Source organism: Mycobacterium sp. NGS11 (assembly GCF_059813315.1).
Genome location: NZ_JCALEJ010000024.1, coordinates 21,258 through 42,832 on the forward strand (window position 1 = coordinate 21,258; position 21,575 = coordinate 42,832).

Annotated in this window: 13 protein-coding genes and 1 pseudogene; all 14 read right to left on the reverse strand. The window is 70.8% G+C overall.

Features of this window, described 5'->3' with window-relative positions:
• Window positions 1-8: 8 nt before the first annotated feature.
• The 14 genes and pseudogenes from AC5Y4T_RS21095 to AC5Y4T_RS21160 all read right to left on the reverse strand — a co-directional run bounded on the left by AC5Y4T_RS21095 (window position 9) and on the right by AC5Y4T_RS21160 (window position 21,551).
• Window positions 9-6,392 carry an SDR family NAD(P)-dependent oxidoreductase gene (locus AC5Y4T_RS21095; protein WP_499955219.1) on the reverse strand — a complete coding sequence of 2,128 codons (6,384 nt, stop codon included), beginning with the start codon at window positions 6,390-6,392 and terminating at the stop codon, window positions 9-11.
• Between the two features lie 130 nt (window positions 6,393-6,522).
• Window positions 6,523-7,584 (reverse strand): type III polyketide synthase, encoded by a 1,062-nt coding sequence (locus tag AC5Y4T_RS21100; RefSeq protein ID WP_499955221.1) that lies wholly within the window; start codon window positions 7,582-7,584, stop codon window positions 6,523-6,525.
• A gap of 111 nt (window positions 7,585-7,695) precedes the next feature.
• Entirely contained in the window at window positions 7,696-9,114 is a 1,419-nt protein-coding gene (argH, locus tag AC5Y4T_RS21105) for an argininosuccinate lyase (protein ID WP_499921781.1), read from the reverse strand.
• The gene (locus tag AC5Y4T_RS21110; protein ID WP_499921783.1) at window positions 9,111-10,328 is read right to left on the reverse strand and encodes an argininosuccinate synthase; all 1,218 of its coding nucleotides are present in this window, start codon (window positions 10,326-10,328) and stop codon (window positions 9,111-9,113) included. Before AC5Y4T_RS21110 ends, argH begins: the two co-directional genes overlap by 4 nt.
• 23 nt (window positions 10,329-10,351) lie before the next feature.
• Window positions 10,352-10,867: an arginine repressor gene (locus AC5Y4T_RS21115; protein ID WP_499921785.1), complete on the reverse strand. Its 516-nt coding sequence runs from the start codon at window positions 10,865-10,867 to the stop codon at window positions 10,352-10,354.
• Window positions 10,843-11,769: an ornithine carbamoyltransferase gene (argF, locus tag AC5Y4T_RS21120; RefSeq protein ID WP_499921787.1), complete on the reverse strand. Its 927-nt coding sequence runs from the start codon at window positions 11,767-11,769 to the stop codon at window positions 10,843-10,845. The genes AC5Y4T_RS21115 and argF overlap by 25 nt, the downstream gene beginning before the upstream one ends.
• Window positions 11,766-12,959 carry an acetylornithine transaminase gene (locus AC5Y4T_RS21125; protein ID WP_499921789.1) on the reverse strand — a complete coding sequence of 398 codons (1,194 nt, stop codon included), beginning with the start codon at window positions 12,957-12,959 and terminating at the stop codon, window positions 11,766-11,768. The genes argF and AC5Y4T_RS21125 overlap by 4 nt, the downstream gene beginning before the upstream one ends.
• Window positions 12,956-13,843 (reverse strand): acetylglutamate kinase, encoded by an 888-nt coding sequence (argB, locus tag AC5Y4T_RS21130; RefSeq protein WP_499921791.1) that lies wholly within the window; start codon window positions 13,841-13,843, stop codon window positions 12,956-12,958. Before argB ends, AC5Y4T_RS21125 begins: the two co-directional genes overlap by 4 nt.
• Entirely contained in the window at window positions 13,840-15,054 is a 1,215-nt protein-coding gene (gene argJ / locus AC5Y4T_RS21135; protein ID WP_499921793.1) for a bifunctional glutamate N-acetyltransferase/amino-acid acetyltransferase ArgJ, read from the reverse strand. Before argJ ends, argB begins: the two co-directional genes overlap by 4 nt.
• Window positions 15,051-16,110, reverse strand: a pseudogene (argC, locus tag AC5Y4T_RS21140) (N-acetyl-gamma-glutamyl-phosphate reductase). The gene argJ and the pseudogene argC overlap by 4 nt, the downstream one beginning before the upstream one ends.
• 30 nt (window positions 16,111-16,140) lie before the next feature.
• A complete protein-coding gene (gene pheT, locus AC5Y4T_RS21145) occupies window positions 16,141-18,636 on the reverse strand; it encodes a phenylalanine--tRNA ligase subunit beta (RefSeq protein ID WP_499921795.1) in 2,496 nt (831 codons plus the stop codon).
• Complete coding sequence (pheS, locus tag AC5Y4T_RS21150) at window positions 18,636-19,679, reverse strand: phenylalanine--tRNA ligase subunit alpha (protein WP_499921797.1); 1,044 nt, start codon at window positions 19,677-19,679, stop codon at window positions 18,636-18,638. Before pheS ends, pheT begins: the two co-directional genes overlap by 1 nt.
• A gap of 132 nt (window positions 19,680-19,811) precedes the next feature.
• Window positions 19,812-20,630: a rhomboid-like protein gene (locus AC5Y4T_RS21155; protein ID WP_499921799.1), complete on the reverse strand. Its 819-nt coding sequence runs from the start codon at window positions 20,628-20,630 to the stop codon at window positions 19,812-19,814.
• A 9-nt stretch (window positions 20,631-20,639) separates the two neighbouring features.
• Window positions 20,640-21,551 carry an adenylate/guanylate cyclase domain-containing protein gene (locus AC5Y4T_RS21160; RefSeq protein ID WP_499921801.1) on the reverse strand — a complete coding sequence of 304 codons (912 nt, stop codon included), beginning with the start codon at window positions 21,549-21,551 and terminating at the stop codon, window positions 20,640-20,642.
• Between the last annotated feature and the right edge of the window lie 24 nt (window positions 21,552-21,575).

The window sequence follows — 21,575 nt, forward strand, 5'->3', positions numbered from 1 at the left end:
GTGGGGTGTCAGCGGCCGAGTTCTTCATCGAGGATCGCAAAGAGTTGGCTTTCGGTGGCGGCGTCGAGGTCGTCGTCGAGGTGTTCGGCGTCGGAATGATCGTCCGGGCCGAGCGCGGCGAGCAGGTTGTGAATGCGGGCGCGCAGCACCGACTTGTCGTCGGCGGTCCAGTTCGGGGCGCCGAGCAGCGCCTGCAGTTCCCGGGTTATGTCGTTGAAGCGACTCAGGCTCGGCTGATCGACGGCGCCGGCGCTGCCGGCCAGTTGGGTGTCCAGCTGCGTCGCCAGCACGGCCGGCGTCGGGTAGTCGAATATCAAAGTCGGTGAAAGGGTAAGGCCCGTCGCGTTTTTGAGGCGGTTCCGCAGTTCGACCGCGGTCAGTGAATCAAACCCCAGCTCCTGGAAGGCGCGGCCGGCGTCGATGTCCGCCGGATTGGGCACGCCCAGCACCATCGCCGCGTTGCCGCAAACCAGGTCGACCAGCTCGCGCTGCCGCGCCTCGGGAGTCAGGCCGTGCAGACGCGCCGATAGCCCGCTCGTCGAGGCGGCGACGTCCGTGTCGTCGATGACGCGCCGGGCCGGCGCGGCCACGAGTTCCCGCAGCAGCCCAGGCAGCGCGGCGGCGTTCTCGGCCAGGGCGGCCCGGTCCACCCGGGCGGCAACCAGCACCGGCCTGTCGACCAGCATCGCGGCGTCGAAGGCCGCCAGCGCCTGTTCGGTGGACAGCGGTGCCAACCCGATCCTGCTCATCCGGGCCTTGTCGCGATCGCCGAGGTGCGCGGTCATCGCCGAGGCCTGCTCCCACAGGCCCCAGGCCAGCGACAGTCCCGGAAGTCCGTGGGCGCGCCGGTAGGCGGCCAGCCCGTCGAGGAAACTGTTGGCCGCCGCGTAGTTGGCCTGGCCCGGGGTCCCCACGATCCCGGCCATCGACGAAAACACCACGAACGCCGAGAGATCCAGGTGCCGGGTGAGCTCGTGCAGGTTCCAGGCCCCGTCGACCTTGGCGCGCAGCACCGCGTCCACCCGATCCGGGGTCAGCGACGAGATCAACCCATCGTCGAGAATGCCCGCGGCATGCACGATTCCGCGCAGCGGATACTGCGCCGGTATCTCGGCCAGCATCGCCGACGCCGCTTCGCGGTCCGCGACATCGCAGGCCACCACCGACACCTGCGCGCCGGCCTCCTCCAGTTCCGCCACCAGGTCGGCGACCCCGGCGGCCCCGGTGCCGGCGCGGCTGACCAGCACCACGTGGGCCACTGCGTAGCGGTCAACGAGGTGGCGGGCCAGCGCCGAACCGGCCATCCCGGTGCCACCGGTGATCACCACGCTGGCCCCCGCCAGCCCGCCACCGCAGCCGCTGAGCGCTCCGCCCGGCCCGGACGGGACGGTCAGCGCGACCTTGCCGATGTGACGCGCCTGGCTGACATACCGATAGGCCGCCGAGGCGCAGCGAACGTCAAAGGTCTTCAACGGCAACGGTTTCACGACGCCTTCGCCCAACAGTGCCACGATCTCGGCCAGCATGGCCGCCGTGCGCTCGGGGCCGGCCTCCATCAGGTCGAACGCCCGATACCGCGCGCCCCGAAATTGGGCGGCGACGGCGTGCGGATCGCGCACGTCGGTCTTACCCATCTCGATGAATCGGCCGCCGGGAGCCAACAGCCGCAACGACGCGTCGGTGAGCTCGCCGGCCAGGGAGTTGAGCACGACGTCGAACCCGGCGCCGCCGGTGGCCGACGCGAATTTCGCCTCGAAATCCGTCGTGCGCGAATCTCCGACGTGATCGTCCTCGAAACCCATCGCGCGCAGGGTGTCCCACTTGCCGCGGCTGGCGGTGACGAACACCTCGGCGCCCCAGTGCCTTGCGAGCTGTACCGCGGCCATGCCCACCCCGCCGGTGGCGGTGTGCACCAGGACCCGTTCGCCGGCGCGCAGCCCGCCCAGGACCGACAGCCCGTACAGCGCCGTCAGGAAGACCACCGGCACCCCCGCGGCCGCGACCAGCGACAGTCCCGGCGGCACCGGTGTCACCACCCGCTGATCCACCACCGCCTCGGAACCGACGACCCCCAGCAAGCCCATCACCGCGTCGCCGACGGCCAGACCGGTCACGCCGGGCCCCACCTCGACGACCACGCCGGAGCCCTCGGCCCCCAGCTGCCCGCCCCCCGGGTACATGCCCAGAGCCACCAGGACATCCCGGAAGTTGACCCCGACCGCGGCCACCGCCACCCGCACCTGCCCGCCGGTCAATTCGGTTCGCGGGCAAGAGCTTACGACCAGATCCTCCAGCGTTCCCTCCCGGCCGGCATCCAGCCGCCAGCCCGCGTCGGGCAGCCCGACGGCGGCGTGAACCGGGCGCAACCGCGCCGCATACGCCACACCCTGCCGGATCACGACTTGCGGCTCGCCACAATCGATCACCGCGCGGGGATCGATCGAGCCGTCGGAGTCGATCAGCACCATCCGCCCCGGGTGCTCGGCTTGCGCGGAGCGCACCAGGCCCCACACCGCGGCGCCGGCCAGGTCCGAAACATCCTCCCCGGCAAGGGCGACCGCGCCGCGCGTCCGCACGGCCAGCATCGCGCCGCTTTCGTCACGCATATGGGACTGCAGCGCCGCCAATATCTCGGTGGCCGCGGCGTGCACCGCCTTCACGACGTCGCCCCCGTGATCACCGAGTTCCCACACCGAGGCCTCGGCGCCGCCGGCGCCGCCGCCCAGCGCGATCGGCGACCACGTCACGTCGAGCAATCCCTCGAAGCGCTGCGCGGGAGCCGCCGTCAACTGCTCGGCCGAGACCGGACGCATCGCCAGCGATCGCACCGTCAGCACCGGGAGCCCTGTCCCGTCGGCCAATTCCACCGAGACCGAGCCGGCGCCGGCCGGTGCGATGCGGACCCGCGCGCGCGACGCACCCGATGCGTGCAACGACACACCCTGCCACGAGAACGGCAACACGGTCTGATCCTGCTCGGTGGCGACGCCGACCGCATGCAGCGCGGCATCCAGGAGCACGGGGTGCACTCCGAAGCCGCCGTCCTGGGCGCCGGCCTCGGGCACCGCGACCTCGGCGAAGACCTCGTCGCCGCGCCGCCACACGGCCCGCAGACCCTTGAAGGCGTCACCGTATTCGTAGCCCCGCTGCGCCAGCCGCGCATAGGCCCCGGCGACGTCCACCGCGGTCGCCCCGGCGGGCGGCCATACCGAAAGGTCCGCGGCCGGCGTCACCGCGCCGGGCCGCAACGCCCCCTGGGCATGCAACACCCAGTCCGAATCCGGCTGGGCGCCAGCGGAATACACCGACAACCGCCGCGCGCCCGACTCGTCGGCCGCGCCGACCACCAGTTGTACCCGCACACCCTCGGCGGCCGGCAACAGCAGCGGAGCCGACAGGGTCAGCTCGTCGAGCACCGCGGCGCCGACCTCGTCGCCCGCGCGGATGGCCAACTCGACGAATCCGGCCCCCGGGAACAACACGGTCGCGCCCACCGCGTGATCGGCCAGCCACGGATGGTCCGCCGTCGACAAGCGGCCCGTCAGCACCACACCGCCGGAATCGGGCCGCGGTACCACCGCGCCGAGCAATCCGTGCTCGGCGGCGGCCAGCCCCAAGGTGGTGACGTCTTGCGAGCCCGTCGCACCACCGGGAAGCCAAAAGTGTTGGCGGACAAACCCGTACGTCGGCAGGTCGACGACCCGGCCACCCAGGCCGGCCATCGCGGCGCGCCAGTCCACGGCCACGCCCGCGACGTGGGCTTGGGCGACCGAGAGCCAGAAGCGGTCCAGGCCACCGTCATCGCGGCCGAGCGAGGGGATGACGCACCCCCGCTCGCCGTCGGGCATGGTTTCTTCGATGGCGGCCATCAGCACCGGATGCGGGCTGCATTCGATGAACGTGCTATTGCCCGCGTCGCACGCGCTGCGTACCGCGCGCTCGAATTGCACGGTGCGCCTGATGCTTTGGAACCAGTAGTCGGCGTCCAGGCGCGCGGTGTCCATCGGTTCGCCGGTGACCGTGGAGAAGAAGGCGACCGTGGCGGACCGCGGCTCGAGGCCGTGCAGCGCCTCGGCGAGGGGCTCGCGAATCGCGTCCACCTGCGCGGAATGCGATGCGTAGTCGACGTCGATCCGGCGGGCACGGAGATTCTCGGCTTCGCACCGTTGCATCAGTTCGCCCAGTGCATCCACCTCGCCGGACACCACCACCGCCGCAACACCGTTGACTGTCGCGATATTCAGTCGTTCGCCCCAACCGGCGATCAGCTGCTCGGCGCGCGCCAGACTGCACGCCAACGAGACCATGCCGCCGCGGCCCGACAACCGCACCAGCAGCCGGCTGCGCAGCGCGACCACCCGGGCGGCGTCCTGAAGCGACAGCGCCCCCGCCACATAAGCCGCCGCGATCTCGCCCTGCGAATGGCCGATCACCGCATCGGGGACCACTCCCACCGAGCGCCACAGTTCGGCCAGCGACACCATCACCGCCCACAGCGCCGGCTGCACCACGTCCACCCGGTCCAATCCGGGTGCGCCCGGGGCGCCGCGGATCACGTCGATCAGCGACCAGTCGACGTAGTCGGACAGCGCGTCAGCGCAGCGCTGCAGGTGCTCGGCGAACACCGTTGAACTGTCCAGCAATTGAGCGCCCATGCCGGCCCACTGCGACCCCTGGCCGGGGAACACGAACACCGTCTTGCCCACCGGCTGCGCCCGGCCCGTCACCAGGCCCGCACCCTGCTCACCGCCCGCCAGCGCCGTCAGCCCACGCAGCAACTGCGCGCCGTCGGCGCCCACGACGACCGCGCGGTGCTCGAAGCTCGACCGCGTCGCGATCAGCGACCAGCCCACGTCCAACACCCGCACCCCGGGATCGGCCTTCACCCGGGCCAGCAGGCGCGCGGCCTGATTCGCCAGCGCCTCGCCCGAGCGGGCCGAGAGCACCCACGGCACCACCACGTCATCATTTGGGCGCGTGCCGATTTCCGGCTCCGGGACATACTGCTCCACGATGACGTGCGCATTGGTGCCGCTGATGCCGAACGAGGAGACACCCGCGCGGCGCGGCCGGTCCACCGCCGGCCAGGGCAGCTGCTCCGTCAGCAGCGACACCGCCCCGGCGGTCCAATCCACGTGCGGCGTCGGCTCATCCACGTGCAGCGTCTTGGGCATCACGCCGTGGCGGATCGCCTGCACCATCTTGATCACCCCGCCGGCACCCGCGGCCGCCGAGGTATGGCCCATGTTCGATTTGATCGATCCCAGCCGCAGCGGCCGATCCGCCGGACGGTCCTGCCCGTAGGTCGCCAGCACCGCTTGGGCCTCAATGGGATCGCCGAGCGTGGTGCCGGTGCCGTGGCCCTCGACCAGATCGACGTCGGCCGTGCCCAGCCGCGCATCGGCCAGCGCCGCCCGGATCACCCGTTGCTGCGACGGCCCGTTGGGAGTCGCCAGGCCGTTGGACGCGCCGTCCTGATTCACCGCGGACCCGCGTATGACGGCCAGTACCGGATGCCCGTGCCGCCGGGCGTCGGACAGCCGCTCCAGCACCAGCACACCGACGCCTTCGGAGAACCCGGTGCCGTCGGCGGCACCCGCATAGGCCTTGCACCGGCCGTCGGCGGCCAGGGCGCGTTGCCGGCTGAACTCGATGAACATCGCCGGTGTGGCCATCACCGTCACTCCGCCGGCCAGCGCCAGATCGCATTCGCCGCCACGCAACGACTGCGCCGCCAAATGCAGGGCCACCAGCGACGACGAACACGCCGTGTCCACCGAGACGGCCGGCCCTTCGAACCCCAGCGAATAGGCCACCCGGCCCGAGGCCACGCTCAAAGTCGAGCCGCGCAGGCCGTATCGCTCCAGGTGTCCCGGGACCCGTCCCTGCCCCCCGTAGGAGCCGTGGAATATCCCGGCGAACACACCGGTCGCCGACCCGCGCAGGGTGGCGGGGTCGATCCCGGCCCGCTCCAGCGCCTCCCAGGACACCTCGAGCAGCAGCCGCTGTTGCGGGTCCATGGCCAGCGCCTCGCTGGGGGCTATCCCGAAGAACGCCGCGTCGAAATCCGCGACATCCGAGAGGAACCCGCCGCACCGCGCGTAGGACTTGCCCACGGCGTCGGGATCCGCATCGAACAAACCCGTCAAGTTCCAGCCACGGTCCGCCGGGAACTCCGAGACCACATCGCGGCCGTCGACCACCATCTGCCACAACGCCTCCGGCGAGTCCACGCCGCCCGGGTACCGGCAGCCCATGCCGACCACCGCCACCGGTTCGGTCGCTCGTTCGGCTAACAAGCCAAGGTATTCGCGGTTCTCGCGCTTGAGCCGCTCGGTTTCTTTCAGCGATTGGCGAAGAGCCTTGATCAGCTCTTCGGTGTTGCCGTTCATCGAAGGCGGCCTCTCGTGTCACTCACAGCGATACTCCCGCGACGGGCCTGTCCCACGCCGGCCCGCATCCCCTCGCCAAACTTTCAAGCCCAAGAAGCGACGCCTTGCGGTAGAAGTGCACGGGCCAAAATCAGTGCCAACGCAACAACACCAATTCGGAACAGAACCCTGGACCCATCGCGAGCATCAGGCCGGGGCTTCCACTCGCCGGCGGCTTGGCCATGGTGTCGCGCAGCACATGCAACACCGACGCCGACGAGAGGTTGCCGATCTCGCCGAGCGAACGCCAGGTCAGTTCGAGTGCCTCCGGCGGGAGGCCGAGTGCGGAGTTGATGGCCTCGATGACCTTGGGGCCGCCGGGGTGGCTCACGAAGGCGCCGATGTCCGCCGTGGTCAAGCCGTGCGCGGCGAGGAACTGCGTGACATCGGCTTCGATGTACTGCTCGACGACGGCCGCGACGTCCTTGGACAGCACCAGCTCGAAGCCGGTGGCGCCCACGTCGAAGCCCATGGTGCGCAGCGAGTCGGGATACAGGTGGCTGCGCGAGTCGAGGATGGTGGGCCCGCTCGGCGCCAGTTGTTCGGCACGCCGCTCGCCGACGGCCACCACCGCCGCGGCGCCGTCGGCGAACAGGGCGCTGCCGACCAGGCCGGCCAGCGACGGGGTGTAGCCGGGATAGGTCAGCGAGCAGAGCTCGACGGAGATCAGGGCGGCCACGGCGTCGGGTGCGCCGCGCAGATAGTCGTTCACGCGGGCCACGCCCGCGGCGCCGGCGACACACCCGAGGCCGAACAGCGGCACCCGGCGCACGTCGTCGCGCAAGCCGAGTTGCGCGGCGATCCGGGCGTCCACGGAGGGCACGCTGAGGCCGGTGACGGTGGTGGTGATGAGCACGTCGACGTCCCGCGGCCGCAGCCCCGCCTCGTCGAGGGCGCCGGACAGCGCTTCGCAGCCCAGTTTCACGGCGTGCTCGGTGAAGATCCGGTTCGCCATGCCGAAGTCGGTCAGCGCGGGGTACTGCTCCAGCGGCAGCACCAGGTGGCGGCTGCCGACCTTGGAGCTGGCATGCAGCTGCCGGACGATGTCTTCGTAGCCCTCGAACTCCGGGATGCTCACGAAGAAGTCGGTGAGCTCGCGCTGCGAGTATCGGTGCGGCGGCAACGCACCGAAGACGCCGGCGACGACGCTCATCGTTCTTCCACCCCTTGATGACGAGGACCCGGCCCCAAATGTTCAAGCCGATCGCTGTGAGGCCGAAGTCTAGTCTGCCTGTCACGGCCCGTCAGGGAAAACAAGCCCATCTCAATCGTCGTCGCGCAGCTGGCTTTTGAGCCTATCGGCGCTGGCCAGGACGGTTTTGATCTGCTCGGCGACCCGATCCGGCGCGGTGCCGCCTCGCGCGTCGCGCGACGACACCGAGCCCTCGATCGTCAGCACCTCACGGACCTGTGGCGTGAGATCAGGGCTGATGGCGGCCAATTCGTCGTCGGTCAGTTCGTCGAGTCCGACGGCCCGCCGCTCCGCGGCGCGCACCGCGGCCCCGGCGGCCTCGTGCGCGGAGCGGAACGGCACCCCCTGTCGCACCAGCCACTCGGCGATGTCGGTGGCCAGCGTGTAGCCGGCCGGGGCCAGGGCGGCCATCCGCTCGACGTCGAAGGTCAGGCTGCGCAGCAGCCCGGCCATCGCCGGCAACACCAGTTCCAGCTGGGCGACGGAATCGAACACCGGTTCCTTGTCTTCCTGCAGGTCGCGGTTGTAGGCGAGCGGCTGGGCCTTCAGCGTGGCCAGCAGGCCGGTCAGGTTCCCGATCAGGCGGCCGGACTTGCCGCGCGCCAGCTCGGCGATGTCGGGGTTCTTCTTCTGCGGCATGATCGAGCTGCCGGTCGACCACGAATCGTGCAGGGTGACGTAGCCGAATTCCGTCGAGCTCCACAGGATGACGTCCTCGGCCAGACGGGACAGGTCGACACCGATCATGGCGAACACGAACGCGGCCTCCGCGGCGAAATCCCGGGCGGCCGTCGCGTCGATCGAGTTGTCGGCCGCGGCGGTGAAACCGAGCTCCGCGGCGATCGCGTCGGGATCCAGGCCCAGCGACGAGCCGGCCAGCGCGCCCGAGCCGTACGGGGACACTCCGGCGCGCCTGTCGAAGTCGACGATCCGGTCGACGTCGCGCAGCAGGGGGTGGGCGTGCGCCAGCAGGTGGTGGGCCAACAGCACCGGTTGCGCGGACTGCAGATGGGTCTTACCCGGCATGATGGCACCGGGGTGGGCGGCGGCCTGGGCGGCCAGCGCGGCAACGACGTCCAGCGCCCCGGCGGCGACCCGGCGCACCGCGTCGCGCAGCCACATCCGGAACAGCGTGGCCACCTGGTCGTTGCGCGACCGGCCGGCGCGCAGGCGGCCGCCGAGGTCGGGTCCGACCCGGTCGATCAGCCCGCGTTCCAGCGCCCCGTGCACGTCTTCGTCGGTGACCAGGGGCGCGAAGCTGCCGTCGGCGACGTCCGAGGCGAGCTGGTCCAGGCCGGCCAGTAACCCGTCGCGCTGTTCTTCGTTCAGCAGCCCGGCCCGGAACAGGATCACGGTGTGCGCCCGCGAGGCGACGATGTCGTAGGGGGCCAGCACCCAGTCGAAGTGGGTGGACTTGCTCAGCGCGGCCAGCGCATCCGCCGGGCCGTCGGCGAACCGCCCGCCCCACAGCGACCCCTCGCGAGTGCTCACGCGTCGGCCGGGCCCGTTGCGGTCTGGTCCCGGCGGGAGGCGATCTTCGACGACAGCCCGTGCACGTAGACGAAACCCTTTGCGGCCGACTGGTCGAAGCTGTCGCCCTCGTCGTAGGTGGCCAGGTTGAAGTCGTACAGAGATTCCGCGCTGCGGCGGCCGTTGACCGCGATGTGGCCGCCGTGCAACACCATGCGCACTTCACCCGACACGTGCTCCTGGGTCCTGGCGACGAAGGCCTCCAGGGCGTCCTTGAGCGGTGAATACCACAGCCCGTCATAGACCAGCTCGGCCCAACGCTGATCAGTGTGCCGCTTGAACCGGCCCAGTTCCCGCTCCAGCGTGACGTGTTCGAGTTCGGTGTGCGCGGTGATGAGCACCATGGCGCCGGGCGCCTCGTAGATCTCGCGGCTCTTGATTCCCACCAGCCGGTCCTCGACCACGTCGAGGCGGCCGACGCCCTGGGCGCCCGCGCGGGTGTTGAGTTCCTCGATGGCGCCCAGCACCGAGACGCGCTTGCCGTCGATCGTCACCGGCACGCCGCGCTCGAACCCGACGATCACCTCGTCGGGCGTGCTCCAGTTCAGCGTGGGGTCCTCGGTGTAGGCGTACACGTCCTTGGTCGGCGCGTTCCAAAGATGTTCCAGGAAACCGGTTTCCACCGCACGACCCCACACGTTCTGGTCGATGGAGAACGGCGAGCGCTTGGTCACGTTGATCGGGATGGCGTTCTCTTCGGCGAACGCGATCGCCTTCTCCCGCGTCCACGCGTAATCGCGAACCGGCGCCAGCACCTCGAGATCCGGTGCCAGCGAACCGAATCCGACCTCGAACCGGACCTGGTCGTTGCCCTTGCCGGTGCAGCCGTGGGCGACGATGCTGCCGCCGTGCTCGCGCGCCGCCGCCACCAGGTGCTTGACGATCAGCGGCCGGCTGATCGCCGACACCAGCGGGTAGCGGTCCATGTAGAGGGCGTTGGACAGGATCGTGGGCAGGCAGTATTCGTCGGCGAACTCGTCGCGGGCGTCGACCACGACGGCTTCCACCGCGCCGCAGTCCAGGGCCCGCTGGCGAATGACCTCCATGTCTTCGCCGCCCTGGCCGAGGTCGATCGCCACCGCTACGACCTCACGGCCGGTCTCCTTGCCGATCCAGCTGATGGCCACCGAGGTGTCCAGACCGCCGGAATACGCCAGGATGACGCGTTCTGACATAAATCTCCTTAGGTTGAAACGCTTTACGTGAGTTTTTCCAGGGTGGCGGCCAGCTCGGCGCCGGTCATCGGCTCTCGAGCGGCCACGAAGACGGTGTCATCGCCGGCGATGGTGCCGACGACGTACGGGAGCGCCGCGCGGTCGATCGCGCTGGCCAGGTAGTCGGCGGCGCCGGGCGGGGTGCGCAGCACCGCGAGGTTGGCGCTGGCGTCGGCCGACACCAGCAGTTCGCTCAGCAGCCGGGACAGCCGTGCGGTGCCGCCGGATACCCCGCGCACCGGGTTGCCGTCCTCGGGAACCATGTAGACGCCGACGCCGCCGTCGGCGCCGCGCAGCTTCACCGCGCCCAGCTCTTCCAGGTCCCGCGACAGGGTGGCCTGGGTGACGTCGATGCCCTCGTCGGCCAGCAGCGCGGCCAGTTCGTTCTGGCTGCGCACCTCGGCCGACGACAGGATGGCCACGATGCGCGCCTGCCGGCCGGCCCGGGTGGTTTCGGGCGTGGTCTTCGAGCGGGTCACGAGTGGCGCTCCAAAAGCCATGCCAGCAAGGCCTTTTGGGCGTGCAGCCGGTTTTCGGCCTCGTCCCAGACCACGCTGGCCGGGCCGTCCATCACCTCGTCGGTGATCTCGTCGCCGCGGTGAGCCGGAAGGCAGTGCAGCACAATCGCTTCCGGGTCTGCCAGGGACAGCAGCCGGGCGTTGATCTGGTAGGGCCAAAACGGTGTGCGGCGGTCCAGCCCGTCGTCCTCCTGCCCCATCGACGTCCAGGTGTCGGTGACCAGGACGTCGGCGCCGCGCGCGGCCGCGTCGGCGTCGGGGGTGACGGTGACCGAGGCGCCGGTGTCTTCGGCGCGCCGCCGGGCCGCTGTCACGAACGCCGGGTCTGGGGCGAAGCCGTCCGGCGCGGCAATGGTGACGTGCAGGCCGGCCGTGACGCCACCGAGCATCAGCGAGTGGGCCATGTTGTTGGCGCCGTCACCGAAATAGGTCATCCGCAACCCGGTGAGCGCGCCCTTGCGCTCGGCGATGGTCTGCAGATCGGCGAGCACCTGGCACGGATGGAATTCGTCGGAGAGCGCGTTGACCACCGGCACCGTCGCGGTCGCGGCCATGGCCTCGAGGCGCTCCTGGCCGAACGTCCGCCAGACGATGGCCTCGACGTAGCGCGACAGCACCCGCGCGGTGTCCTCCAGGGTTTCGTCGCGGCCCAGCTGGGTGCTGCGGGCGTCGACGACGACGGCGTGCCCGCCGAGCTGGGCGATGCCCATCTCGAACGAGAACCGGGTGCGGGTGGAGTTCTTGTCGAACAGGACCGCGACCCCGCGCGGGCCGTCCAGCGGGCGGGCGCTGAAGGGATCCTTTTTCAGTTCGGCGGCCAGTTGCAACACCTCGGCCTGCTCGGTGGGCGACAGGTCGTCGTCGCGAAGGAAGTGCCTCGTCATGCGGCGGCTCCGGCGGATTCATCGAGGATGCCCGGCAGCGCCGCGACGAAGCCGTCGATCTGCGCCTCGGTGATGATCAGCGGCGGCGCCAGCCGCAGGACATCGGGTGCGGCCGCGTTCACCAGGAACCCGGCCCGGCGTGCGGCCGCTTCGGCGTCTTTGGCGCGCGGCGCGGTGAGCGCCACCCCGCAGAGCAGGCCGCGGCCGCGCACGTGGTCGATCAGCGGGTGGGCATGCGCCTCGATGCCGTGGCGCAACGACTTGCCCAGCGTCTCGGCGTGCCGGACGAGGTCCTGCTCGGCCAGCACCCGCAGCACCGCGAGCGCCGCCGCCGCGCAGATCGGATTGCCGCCGAAGGTGCTGCCGTGCAGCCCGGGGGTCATCAGGTCGGCGGCCGGGCCGACGGCCAGGCAGGCCCCGATGGGCAGGCCGCCGCCGAGCCCCTTGGCCAGCGTCACCACGTCCGGGGTGATGCCGTCGTGCTGGTGGGCGAAAAACGTTCCGGTGCGGCCCATCCCGGTCTGCACCTCGTCGAGCACCAGCAGCGCCCCGTGCCGCGCGGTGATGTCGCGCGCGGCGACGAGGTATCCCTCGGGCGGGACGACGACACCGCTCTCCCCCATGATCGGCTCCAAGAACACGGCGGCGGTGGCGTCGTCGACCGCGGCGGCCAGCGCGTCCGCGTCGCCGTAGGGCACGTGCGTGACGTCGCCGGGCAGCGGCGCGAACGGCGCCTGCTTGCTCGGCTGGCCGGTCAGCGCCAGCGATCCCATGGTTCGGCCGTGGAAAGCCTCTTGTGCGGCAATCAGTTTCGTGCGCCCGGTGAGTCGCGACAGCTTGAACGCCACCTCGTTGGCCTCGGCCCCGGAGTTGCAGAAGAACACCCGCGCGGGCACCTCGGTCCCGAGCAGCGCGACCAGTTGCTCGGCCAGCGCGACACCGGGTTCGGTGGCATACAGGTTGGAGGTGTGCCCCAGCGTCGACATCTGGTGGGTGACGGCCTCGATGATCGCGGGGTGGCGATGGCCCAGGACGTTGACCGCGATCCCGCCGAGCAGGTCGAGGTAGGTCTTGCCGTCCACGTCGGTGACCACGGCGCCGTCCCCCCTGGCCAGGGCCATCGGCGGGGTGCCGTAGTTGTTCATCATCACGGCTTCCCACCGCTGTTTGATGGCGTCGGTATGGCTCACAGGCGCACCACCTTGGTGCCGGTGCCCGCATCGGTGAACAGCTCGACCAGCACGCAGTGTTCGACGCGTCCGTCGATGACGTGCGCGCTGGGCACGCCCGCGGTCACCGCCCGCAGGCAGGCCTCGACTTTGGGAATCATGCCCGCCTCCAGCGTGGGTAGCAGTTGCGACAAAGTGCCGGCGTCGATTTCGCTGACCAGCGAACCGCGGTCCGGCCAGCTGGTGTACAGGCCTTCGACATCGGTGAGCATCAACAGCTTTTCGGCGCGCAGCGCTTCGGCCAGCGCCGCCGCGGCGGTGTCGGCGTTGATGTTGTGCACCACGCCTTCGGCATCCGGGGCCAGCGTCGAGACCACCGGAATACGCCGTGCGGCAATCAGATCCAGCACCGCGGCGGTGTTGACCCGTTCGACATCGCCGACCAGGCCGATGTCGGTGGCCACGCCGTCCACGGTGACGCTGCGCCGCACGGCGGTGAAGAGCTGGGCGTCCTCGCCGGTGATGCCGACGGCATACGGTCCGTGGGCGTTGATCAGGTTGACCAGTTCGCGGCCGACCTGGCCGAACAAGACCATCCGCGCCACGTCGAGCACTTCCGGTGTGGTGACCCGGAATCCACCCTTGAAGTCCCCGGGGATGGCGAGCCGGCGCAGCATCGCGCTGATCTGGGGGCCGCCGCCGTGCACCACCACGGGGTGAACGCCACAGTTGCGCAGGAAAGCCATGTCAGCGGCGAAGGCGTGCCGCAGCGTGTCGTCGGTCATGGCGTTGCCGCCGTACTTGATGACGACGACCTTGCCGTGCAGTTGCTTGAGCCAGGGCAGGGCTTCGGCGAGCACCTGCGCCTTGACCGCGGTAGGTAGGGCTTCCGTTGAGGCGCTCATGAGCTGTAGGCCGAATTCTCTTCGACGTAGCCGTGGGACAGGTCGGTGGTCCGGATGGTGACCCCACCGTCGCCGAGCGCCAGATCGACCGTGATGTCGATGTCGGGTCCCGAGAGGTCCACCGCACGCGCGCCCGGGGCCCCGGCCCCCTCGGCGAAGACCTCGAAGCCGTTGAACGACACGGTGATCCGGTCGGGGTCCAGGGCGACGGGCGCCATGCCGACGGCGGCGAGCACCCGGCCCCAGTTGGGATCCGAGCCGAACACCGCCGTCTTGACCAGGGAGTCGCGGGCGATCGTCCGGGCCGCGACCAGCGCGTCGTCCTCGGAGGCGGCCCCCTGCACGGTGACATTGACCCGCTTGGTGACGCCTTCGGCGTCGGCCTGCAGCTGGGCGCACAGGTCATCGCACACCCGCAGCACCGCCTCGTCGAGATCGGCCTGGCTGGGAGCGATTTCGCTGGCGCCCGACGCGAGCAGCAGCACCGTGTCGTTGGTCGAGCACGCGCCGTCGATGTCGAGCCGGTCGAAGGTGCGGGCGCTGGCGTTCCGCAGAGCGGAGTCCAGGGCCGCGGCGTCGACGGCCGCGTCGGTGGTCAGCACACAGAGCATCGTGGCCAGCGACGGCGCGAGCATGCCGGCGCCCTTGGCCATCCCGCCGACCGTCCAGTTGCCCGGATGGTGCAGCGCAACCTGTTTGGGCACCGTGTCGGTGGTCATGATCGCCTGGGCCGCCTCGTCGCCGCCGGACAGCCCACCGGCCATCTCCTGCACGATCGCGCGCACCCCGGCGAGCACCTTGTCCATCGGCAGCCGGTCACCGATCAACCCCGTCGAGCACACCGCGACCTCGACGGCGCCGGTCTCGGTTCCCCAATCCGACAGCGCGGCCGCGACGGCTTCCGCGGTGGCGTGCGTGTCCTGAAACCCGCCCGGTCCGGTGCAGGCGTTGGCGCCGCCGGAGTTGAGGATCACCGCGCGCAGCGCGCCGGTGCTCAGCACCTGCTGGCTCCACAGCACCGGCGCGGCTTTGACCTTGTTGCGGGTGAACACCCCGGCCGCCGCGTAGTCGGGTCCTTCGTTGAGGACCAGGGCCAGGTCGCGATTGCCCGAGGCCTTGATCCCGGCGGCGATGCCGGCGGCCCGGAATCCGGCCGGCGCGGTGACGCCTTGTTCGCGCAGCAACCGCGCCTCGGCCGCGGTGGACGTCATGGCGCCACCCCGATCACCGAAAGGCCGTCGGTCTCCGGCCAACCCAGCGCCAGGTTCATCGATTGCACGGCGGCTCCGGCCGTTCCCTTGACCAGGTTGTCGATCGCGGCGATCGCCACGAACGTGCTCGCCGCCTCGTCGACCGCGACGGCGATGTGAGCCGCGTTGCTACCGATCACGGCCCCGGTGCGGGGCAGTTGTCCTTCGGGCAGCAGGTGGATGAAAGGTTCTGCGTGGTAAGCTTTTTCGTAGGCTTCGCGCAGCCGCGGCAGCGGCGCCCGAGTGCGTGCGGTGCATGTCGCCAGGATGCCGCGCGACGTCGGGATGAGCACCGGGGTGAACGACACGGTGACGTCGCGACCCGTGACGGCGCCCAGGCCCTGGGCGATCTCGGGGGTGTGCCGGTGCGCCCCGGCGATGTTATAGGCCCGCGCCGAGCCGATGACCTCCGCGCCCAGCAGGTCGGTCTTGGCGGCGCGGCCGGCCCCGGAGGTGCCGCTGACGGCGACCACGGTGACGGCGGGCTCGATGAGGTCGGAGGCCACCGCGGGCAGCAACGCCAGCAGCGCCGCCGTCGGGTAACAGCCCGGTACCGCGATGCGCCGCGCGCCGCGCAGCCGCTCGCGCGCGCCGGGCAGCTCCGGCAGCCCGTACGGCCAGCTGCCGGCGTGCGGCGATCCGTAGAACCGCTCCCAGGCGGAAGCGTCGGTGAGCCGGAAGTCGGCGCCGCAGTCGATGATCAGCGTGTCGGGGCCGAGCTGCTGCGCCAGCGCGGCCGAATGGCCGTGCGGCAGGGCCAGGAACACGACGTCGTGGCCGGCGAGCGCGGCGAGGTCGGTCGGTTCGACCACGCGCTGGCCCAGCGGTGTCAGGTGCGGGTGGTGCTCGCCGAGCGTGCTGCCCGCGCTGGCGGCCGCGGTCACGGCGCCGATCGTCAGGCGCCCGTGCGCGTAGGCCGGGTGCCCGAGCAGCAGGCGTAGGATTTCACCGCCGGCGTATCCGCTGGCACCGGCAACCGCCACCTTCATCCCGTCGGCCATTCCGCCGATTCTGCATGGTTATGCAGTGGTTTGCAAATCCATTCCACTAGGCGCGCAACTCCGCGCCGACCGCCTCGGCCGCGCGGCGGACCGCCGCATCGCGGGCCGCGGTGGCGTCGTCCTCGGTCAGCGTGCGGTCGGGCGCGCGGAACCGCAGCGCGAACGTCAGCGACTTGCGGTCCTCGCCGATCTGCGGGCCGGTGAACACGTCGAACAATTGAAGGTCTTCGAGCAGCTCGCCCGCGCCCTCGCGTACCGCGTCGGCCACCGCCTGGGCCGGTACGTGTGCGGGCACCACCAGGCTGAGGTCCTGGAACACCGCCGGGAACGGCGACACCCGGGGCGCGGGCAGGGTCAGCGGGATGGGCATCGCGTCCAGGTTCAGCTCGAGGGCGCAGGTGCCCCTGGGCAGCCCGGAGCGTTCGGTCACCGCGGGATGCAGCTGGCCCGCATGACCGACCGGGGTATCCCCGACGAGCACTTCGGCGCACCGCCCCGGATGCCACGGCAGGTACTGCGCCGCGCGCAACCGTACGTCGATCCCGCCGGCGCGGGCGATGATGCGCACCGCCTCGAACGCGTCGGCGGCCTCGGCGCGGCGGCCGGGACCCCAGGGTCCGCGGCGCTCGCGCAGGCCGGTCAGGACCGCCGCGACGTGCTGCGGTTGCCGCGGCAACGACGCGTCGAGCGCGGCGATTTCGCCGTCGGTGGGCCGGCGGTCGACGGCAATGAGCTCCACGGCGCGGGTTTCCGCCGTCGGCTGGACCACCTGCGCCACGGCATACAGCGAGATGTCGACCAGGCCGCGAGAGACGTTGCGCACCAAGGCTTCCAGCAACGCGGGCAACAGCGTGGTGGCCAGCTGCGGGCGGTCGGCCTCGAGCGGGTTGAGCACGTCGGTGGTGGTCCGCCGTGGGTCGTCGGCCGCCAGGCCCCACAGGTCGAAGACACCGGCGGGCAGAAACGGGGTCGGCAGGATCTCGACGTACCCGGACTGTGCCAAAGACCTGCCGATGGCGCGGCGGCGCTTCTGCACCGCGGACAGGCCCCGGCCGGCCGGCGCCGACGGTAGCACCGACGGAATGACTTCCAGCCCCTCGAGCCGCAGCACCTCCTCGACGAGGTCGGCCGGCTGCACGAGGTCGGGCCGCCAGCTCGGTGGGGTCACCGTCAGAATGCCGTCGCGCTCCGCCACGCCGGCGCCGATCTGGGTGAGCCGCTTGGCGGTCGTACCCGGCGCATAGCCCACGCCGGCGACGCGATCCGGCAGGTCGACGGCGATCTCGAGGGGCGAAAGCGACCAGTCGTCGCGCGGCGGGTCACCGCGCCAATCGGTCAGGCCGTCGCCGACCTCCCCGCCGGCGATGTCGGCGAGCAGCGTGGCGCACCGGTCGAGCGCGGCTACCGAGATGGCCGGGTCCACGCCGCGCTCGTAGCGACGCGCGGCTTCGCTGGGCAGGTGCAGCCTGCGCTGGGTGCGCGAGACGGCGGCGGGATCCCAGACCGCGGCCTCGAGCAGCACGTCGGTCGAGTCGGCGCGCACCTCGGTGCTCGCCGCGCCCATCACGCCGCCGATCGCGGTGGTCGCCGTGTCGTCGACGATGAGGACGTCAGCCGGCTCGAGTTTGCGCTCGATGTCGTCGAGGGTCACCACGGTCTCGCCGGGCCGGGCGAACCGCACGCCGAAGCTCCCGGTGATTCGCTTGCGGTCGTGGGCGTGCATGGGGTGGCCGAGCTCGAGCATCACGTAATTGGTCACGTCGACCGCCGGGGAGGTCGCGCGGATGCCGGACAGCAGCAGCCGGCGCTGCAGCCACCACGGCGACACGGCCGCGGGGTCGATGCCGATGACCGGTCGCAGCGCGAAACGCCGCACCCCGGTGCCGGGCTGCACGGTCAGCGGCCACGCCTCCCCGTCGACCGGCAGCGGCTTGACCACCTGGCTGCCGGCGGGATCGACGTAGTCCAGGTCGTAGGCGCAGGCGATCTCGCGGGCCAGGCCGCGCAGCGACATGCAGTAGCCGCGATCGGGCGTGATCGCCAGGTGGAAGATCACGTCGCCGAGTCCAAGCACCGCCGCGCCGCCGGCTCCCGGATCGGCGGTGCCCGGGGGCAGCACCAGGATCCCCGAGTGGTCGGCGCCCATGCCGAGTTCTGCTGCCGAGCAGATCATTCCGTCGGAGTTGCGGCCGTAGGTCTTGCGGGCGGCGATGGTGAAGTCACCGGGCAATGTGGTGCCCGGCAGCGCCGCGACGATGAGGTCGCCCACCACGAAGTTGGTTGCACCACAGACGATTTCGCGGACGCTGCCCGCGCCGACGTCGACGTGGCAGAACCGGATCGGCTTCTTGAAACCGGTGAGTTCTTCGATGGCGGTGACCCGGCCCACGGTCAGCGGGCCCTCGACCGGCCCGAGGATGATCACCTCTTCGACCTCGTGGCCGATGCGCACCAATGTCTGTTCGAGCTCGTCTGGGGTGACGTCCCACTCCGGCGCCCCAGCCGCCACGATCTCACGTAGCCAGCTGTACGGAACGCGCATCAGGCACCCACCCCGAACGGCAGCGAGAAGCGGACGTCGCCCTCGACCATGTCGCGCATGTCCGGAATGCCGTTGCGGAACTGCAACGTCCTTTCCAGCCCCATGCCGAATGCGAAGCCGGAGTACGCATCCGGGTCAATCCCGGCGGCGCGCAAGACGTTCGGATGCACCATCCCGCAGCCGCCCCACTCCACCCAGCCGGGGCCGCCCTTCTTGCCGACGAACCAGACGTCGACCTCGGCGGACGGTTCGGTGAACGGGAAGAAGTGCGGCCGGATCCGGGTGCGCGCCTCGGGACCGAACTCGGCGCGTGCGAATGCGTCCAGCGTTCCCCGCAGGTGCGCCATGGTCAGGCCGCGGTCCACCGCCAAGCCCTCGACCTGGTGGAAGACCGGCGTGTGGGTGGCGTCGAGTTCGTCGGTGCGAAACGTCCGGCCGATCGACACGATGTAGACGGGTAGCTCGCGGGCGAGCAGGGTGCGGACCTGCACGGGCGAGGTGTGGGTGCGAAGCAGTTGGCGGGAACCGTCGGGCGCGACGTAGAAGGTGTCCTGTTCGCTGCGGGCGGGGTGGTCGGCCGGGAAGTTGAGCGCGTCGAAGTTGAACTGCTCGGTCTCGACCTCCGGGCCCTCCGCCAGTTCCCAGCCCATGGCGATGAAGGTGTCGGCGATGTGCTCGGCCAGGATCGTGATCGGGTGCCGGGCGCCGGCCGGCTGCCGCGTCGAGGGCAGCGTGACGTCGATGCCTTCGGCGACCAGCACCGCGGCGTCGCGTTCGGCGCGCAAAACCGCGAGTCGCTCGTCGTAACCGTGTTGGGCTTCGGTTCGGGCGGCGTTGACCCGCTTGCCCGCGTCGGCGCGCTCGTCCTTGGGGACGCCGCCCAGGGCCTGGCGCGCCAGCGCCAGCGGTGAGCGGTCACCGAGGTGCTCGGTTTTGACGCGCGCCAGAGTGTCGAGATCGCCGGCACGCGTGAATGCCTCCCGGGCCGCGCTGACCGCTTGGGCCAGGGCTTCCGGCGACAGGTCGACGGGTCGATCGGCCACGCGGCGACACTCTCCTTGCTTCAAGGTTGGCTGCACGTTGCCCGCAGCAAGTGCTGATCATAGTGATTCGGCGCGTGGCGCCTGGCGGGCGCTAGCAGCTAAGCCGGGCGCAGCGGCCGGCCGGGAGCTGGCTTAACCGGCGACGGCCGGCTGCGGACCGCCCAGCGCGTCGTCGACGTCGAACGGCACGGCCGTCAGGCGGCGGCCGCCGGCCAACTTCGCCACCTGGTAGGCCACGAACGCGCCGACGAGTCCGAACACCGGTGTCGACGCAAGGGTCCCCCAGTGGTGGGCCAGCATCAGGAAGCCGAAGCCCGAGGACGCCGCCAACATCAGGTACCGCGCCGGCGTCCAGTGGATCGGCTGCCGGAACCGGGCGGAGACCAGCACGCCGAGGATCACGGCGACGGTGTGCCCGGCGTCGGTGAAATCACCGCCCACGATCGCCGAAACGATGCCCGCCGATACCCACCAGCCGACCCAGGCGGCCCGCCAGCGGGAGGGAATCACGGCCGTCATCGCGCCAAGCACGGCCAGGGCGCCGTAGCTCATTCCGACGTCGCTGGCCCGGGTGATCGACAAGGGCAACCACCCGAATTCGACCGACGCGGCCAGCGCGGCCGCCACCAGCAGCGTCGCACCGATGTGGCCGACGACGAAGGCCACCACCAGCCGAATGGTGCGCAGGTGCAGCTCGGCGAGCGCCAGCAGGCAGGTCAGGAAGGGCAGCCAGAAGTAGAGCGGGCCGGCGTCGACCACCAGCGCACTGCCCAGCAGCGTGCCGAGGTGGCCGTGCGCGAGGTTGTGCACGTTGGTGCTGGCGCGCGCAACGATGACGTCATGTGCCTGCGGGCCCAGGGCCAGGATGGCGCAGCTGATGGCAAGCAGCAGCGCCGCGTACCCGAGCGTGAATCGCACCCGGGCGAGCCGGGAGAAGATGCCCCCTAACATTGGCGTCCATTATGGCTGCGGTGTCGCTTCTTCTGTGTCATCAGAGCCTGACAACTCCTTAAGAGTCTTGAGGCGATAGATCGCCAAATCGTCGGGAATGCCGGCGGGCTTCGGCGCGAAGACCGGCTTCCTCGTGCGTTTGGCCTCGACGCCCAACGCGTCCAACTCGCTTTGCGGTATGAGATCCAACGTTGAACTCGACACCATGATTCCACCCTTGGTGGCTCTTTCCATAACTCGTGCGGCGATGTTCACATCGACACCAAGCCAGTCCGCGGCCAGTCGCTGCGGTCGCCCGGTGTGGATGCCGACCCGCATCCGCGGCGTGTGACCGGCCACCTCGACCGATTTCAGCGCCTTCTTGGCGGTCAGCACGGCCCGCACGGCGACGGTCGGATCGCCGAAGACCGCCATGAGGCCGTCGCCCATTCGCTTGACGATGTGTCCGCCCGCGTCGAGCAGCGGTGGCTCGAGGGCCCGCGCCACCTGCCGAAGCAGCGCCAGCGCCGCGTCATCGCCGACCTCCAGGGACCAGGTGGAGAAGCCGACCAGGTCGGTGAAGACCAGCGTCACCTCCGGATTGGCCGGCCGGCGCGACACTCCCTCTGTCAACGCCTGCCAGAGCTGCAGCACACCGAGGCTGACCTCGCGGGACACCGCGTCGCCGTCTCCCAGTAGCCGATCGGCCGCACGCGCCGCGGCGCGCGGACCGCCCTCGCCCGCCGTGGACAGCGGATCGCCGAAGTCGGGGTCGCCGGGCAGCAGCCGGCGCGCACGCCGGACGAACGCGACCGCCCCGGGGCTGCGGTTGCGGCTGTGCAGCCATTGGGTCGCGCTGTGTACCGGAGAGCGTTGCGGAGCGGATTGCGCTTGGGTCTCGTCGGGCTCACCCGGGTCCAGATCGCGACGCGCGAGTTCCACCAGGCCAGGTTATTTGGTTTCGTC

Bases quoted from the DNA above. Each gene is read 5' to 3' on its own strand.
- AC5Y4T_RS21155 (WP_499921799.1), bottom strand. From the start codon at position 20,630: ATGTTAGGGGGCATCTTCTCCCGGCTCGCCCGGGTGCGATTCACGCTC.
- pheT (WP_499921795.1), bottom strand. From the start codon at position 18,636: ATGCGCGTTCCGTACAGCTGGCTACGTGAGATCGTGGCGGCTGGGGCG.
- argJ (WP_499921793.1), bottom strand. From the start codon at position 15,054: ATGACGTCCACCGCGGCCGAGGCGCGGTTGCTGCGCGAACAAGGCGTC.
- AC5Y4T_RS21110 (WP_499921783.1), bottom strand. From the start codon at position 10,328: ATGTCAGAACGCGTCATCCTGGCGTATTCCGGCGGTCTGGACACCTCG.
- argB (WP_499921791.1), bottom strand. From the start codon at position 13,843: ATGAGCGCCTCAACGGAAGCCCTACCTACCGCGGTCAAGGCGCAGGTG.
- argF (WP_499921787.1), bottom strand. From the start codon at position 11,769: ATGACGAGGCACTTCCTTCGCGACGACGACCTGTCGCCCACCGAGCAG.
- AC5Y4T_RS21100 (WP_499955221.1), bottom strand. From the start codon at position 7,584: ATGAGCGTCGTCGCCGGCGTCTTCGGTGCGTTGCCGCCGCACCGATAC.
- AC5Y4T_RS21115 (WP_499921785.1), bottom strand. From the start codon at position 10,867: ATGGCTTTTGGAGCGCCACTCGTGACCCGCTCGAAGACCACGCCCGAA.
- AC5Y4T_RS21095 (WP_499955219.1), bottom strand. From the start codon at position 6,392: ATGAACGGCAACACCGAAGAGCTGATCAAGGCTCTTCGCCAATCGCTG.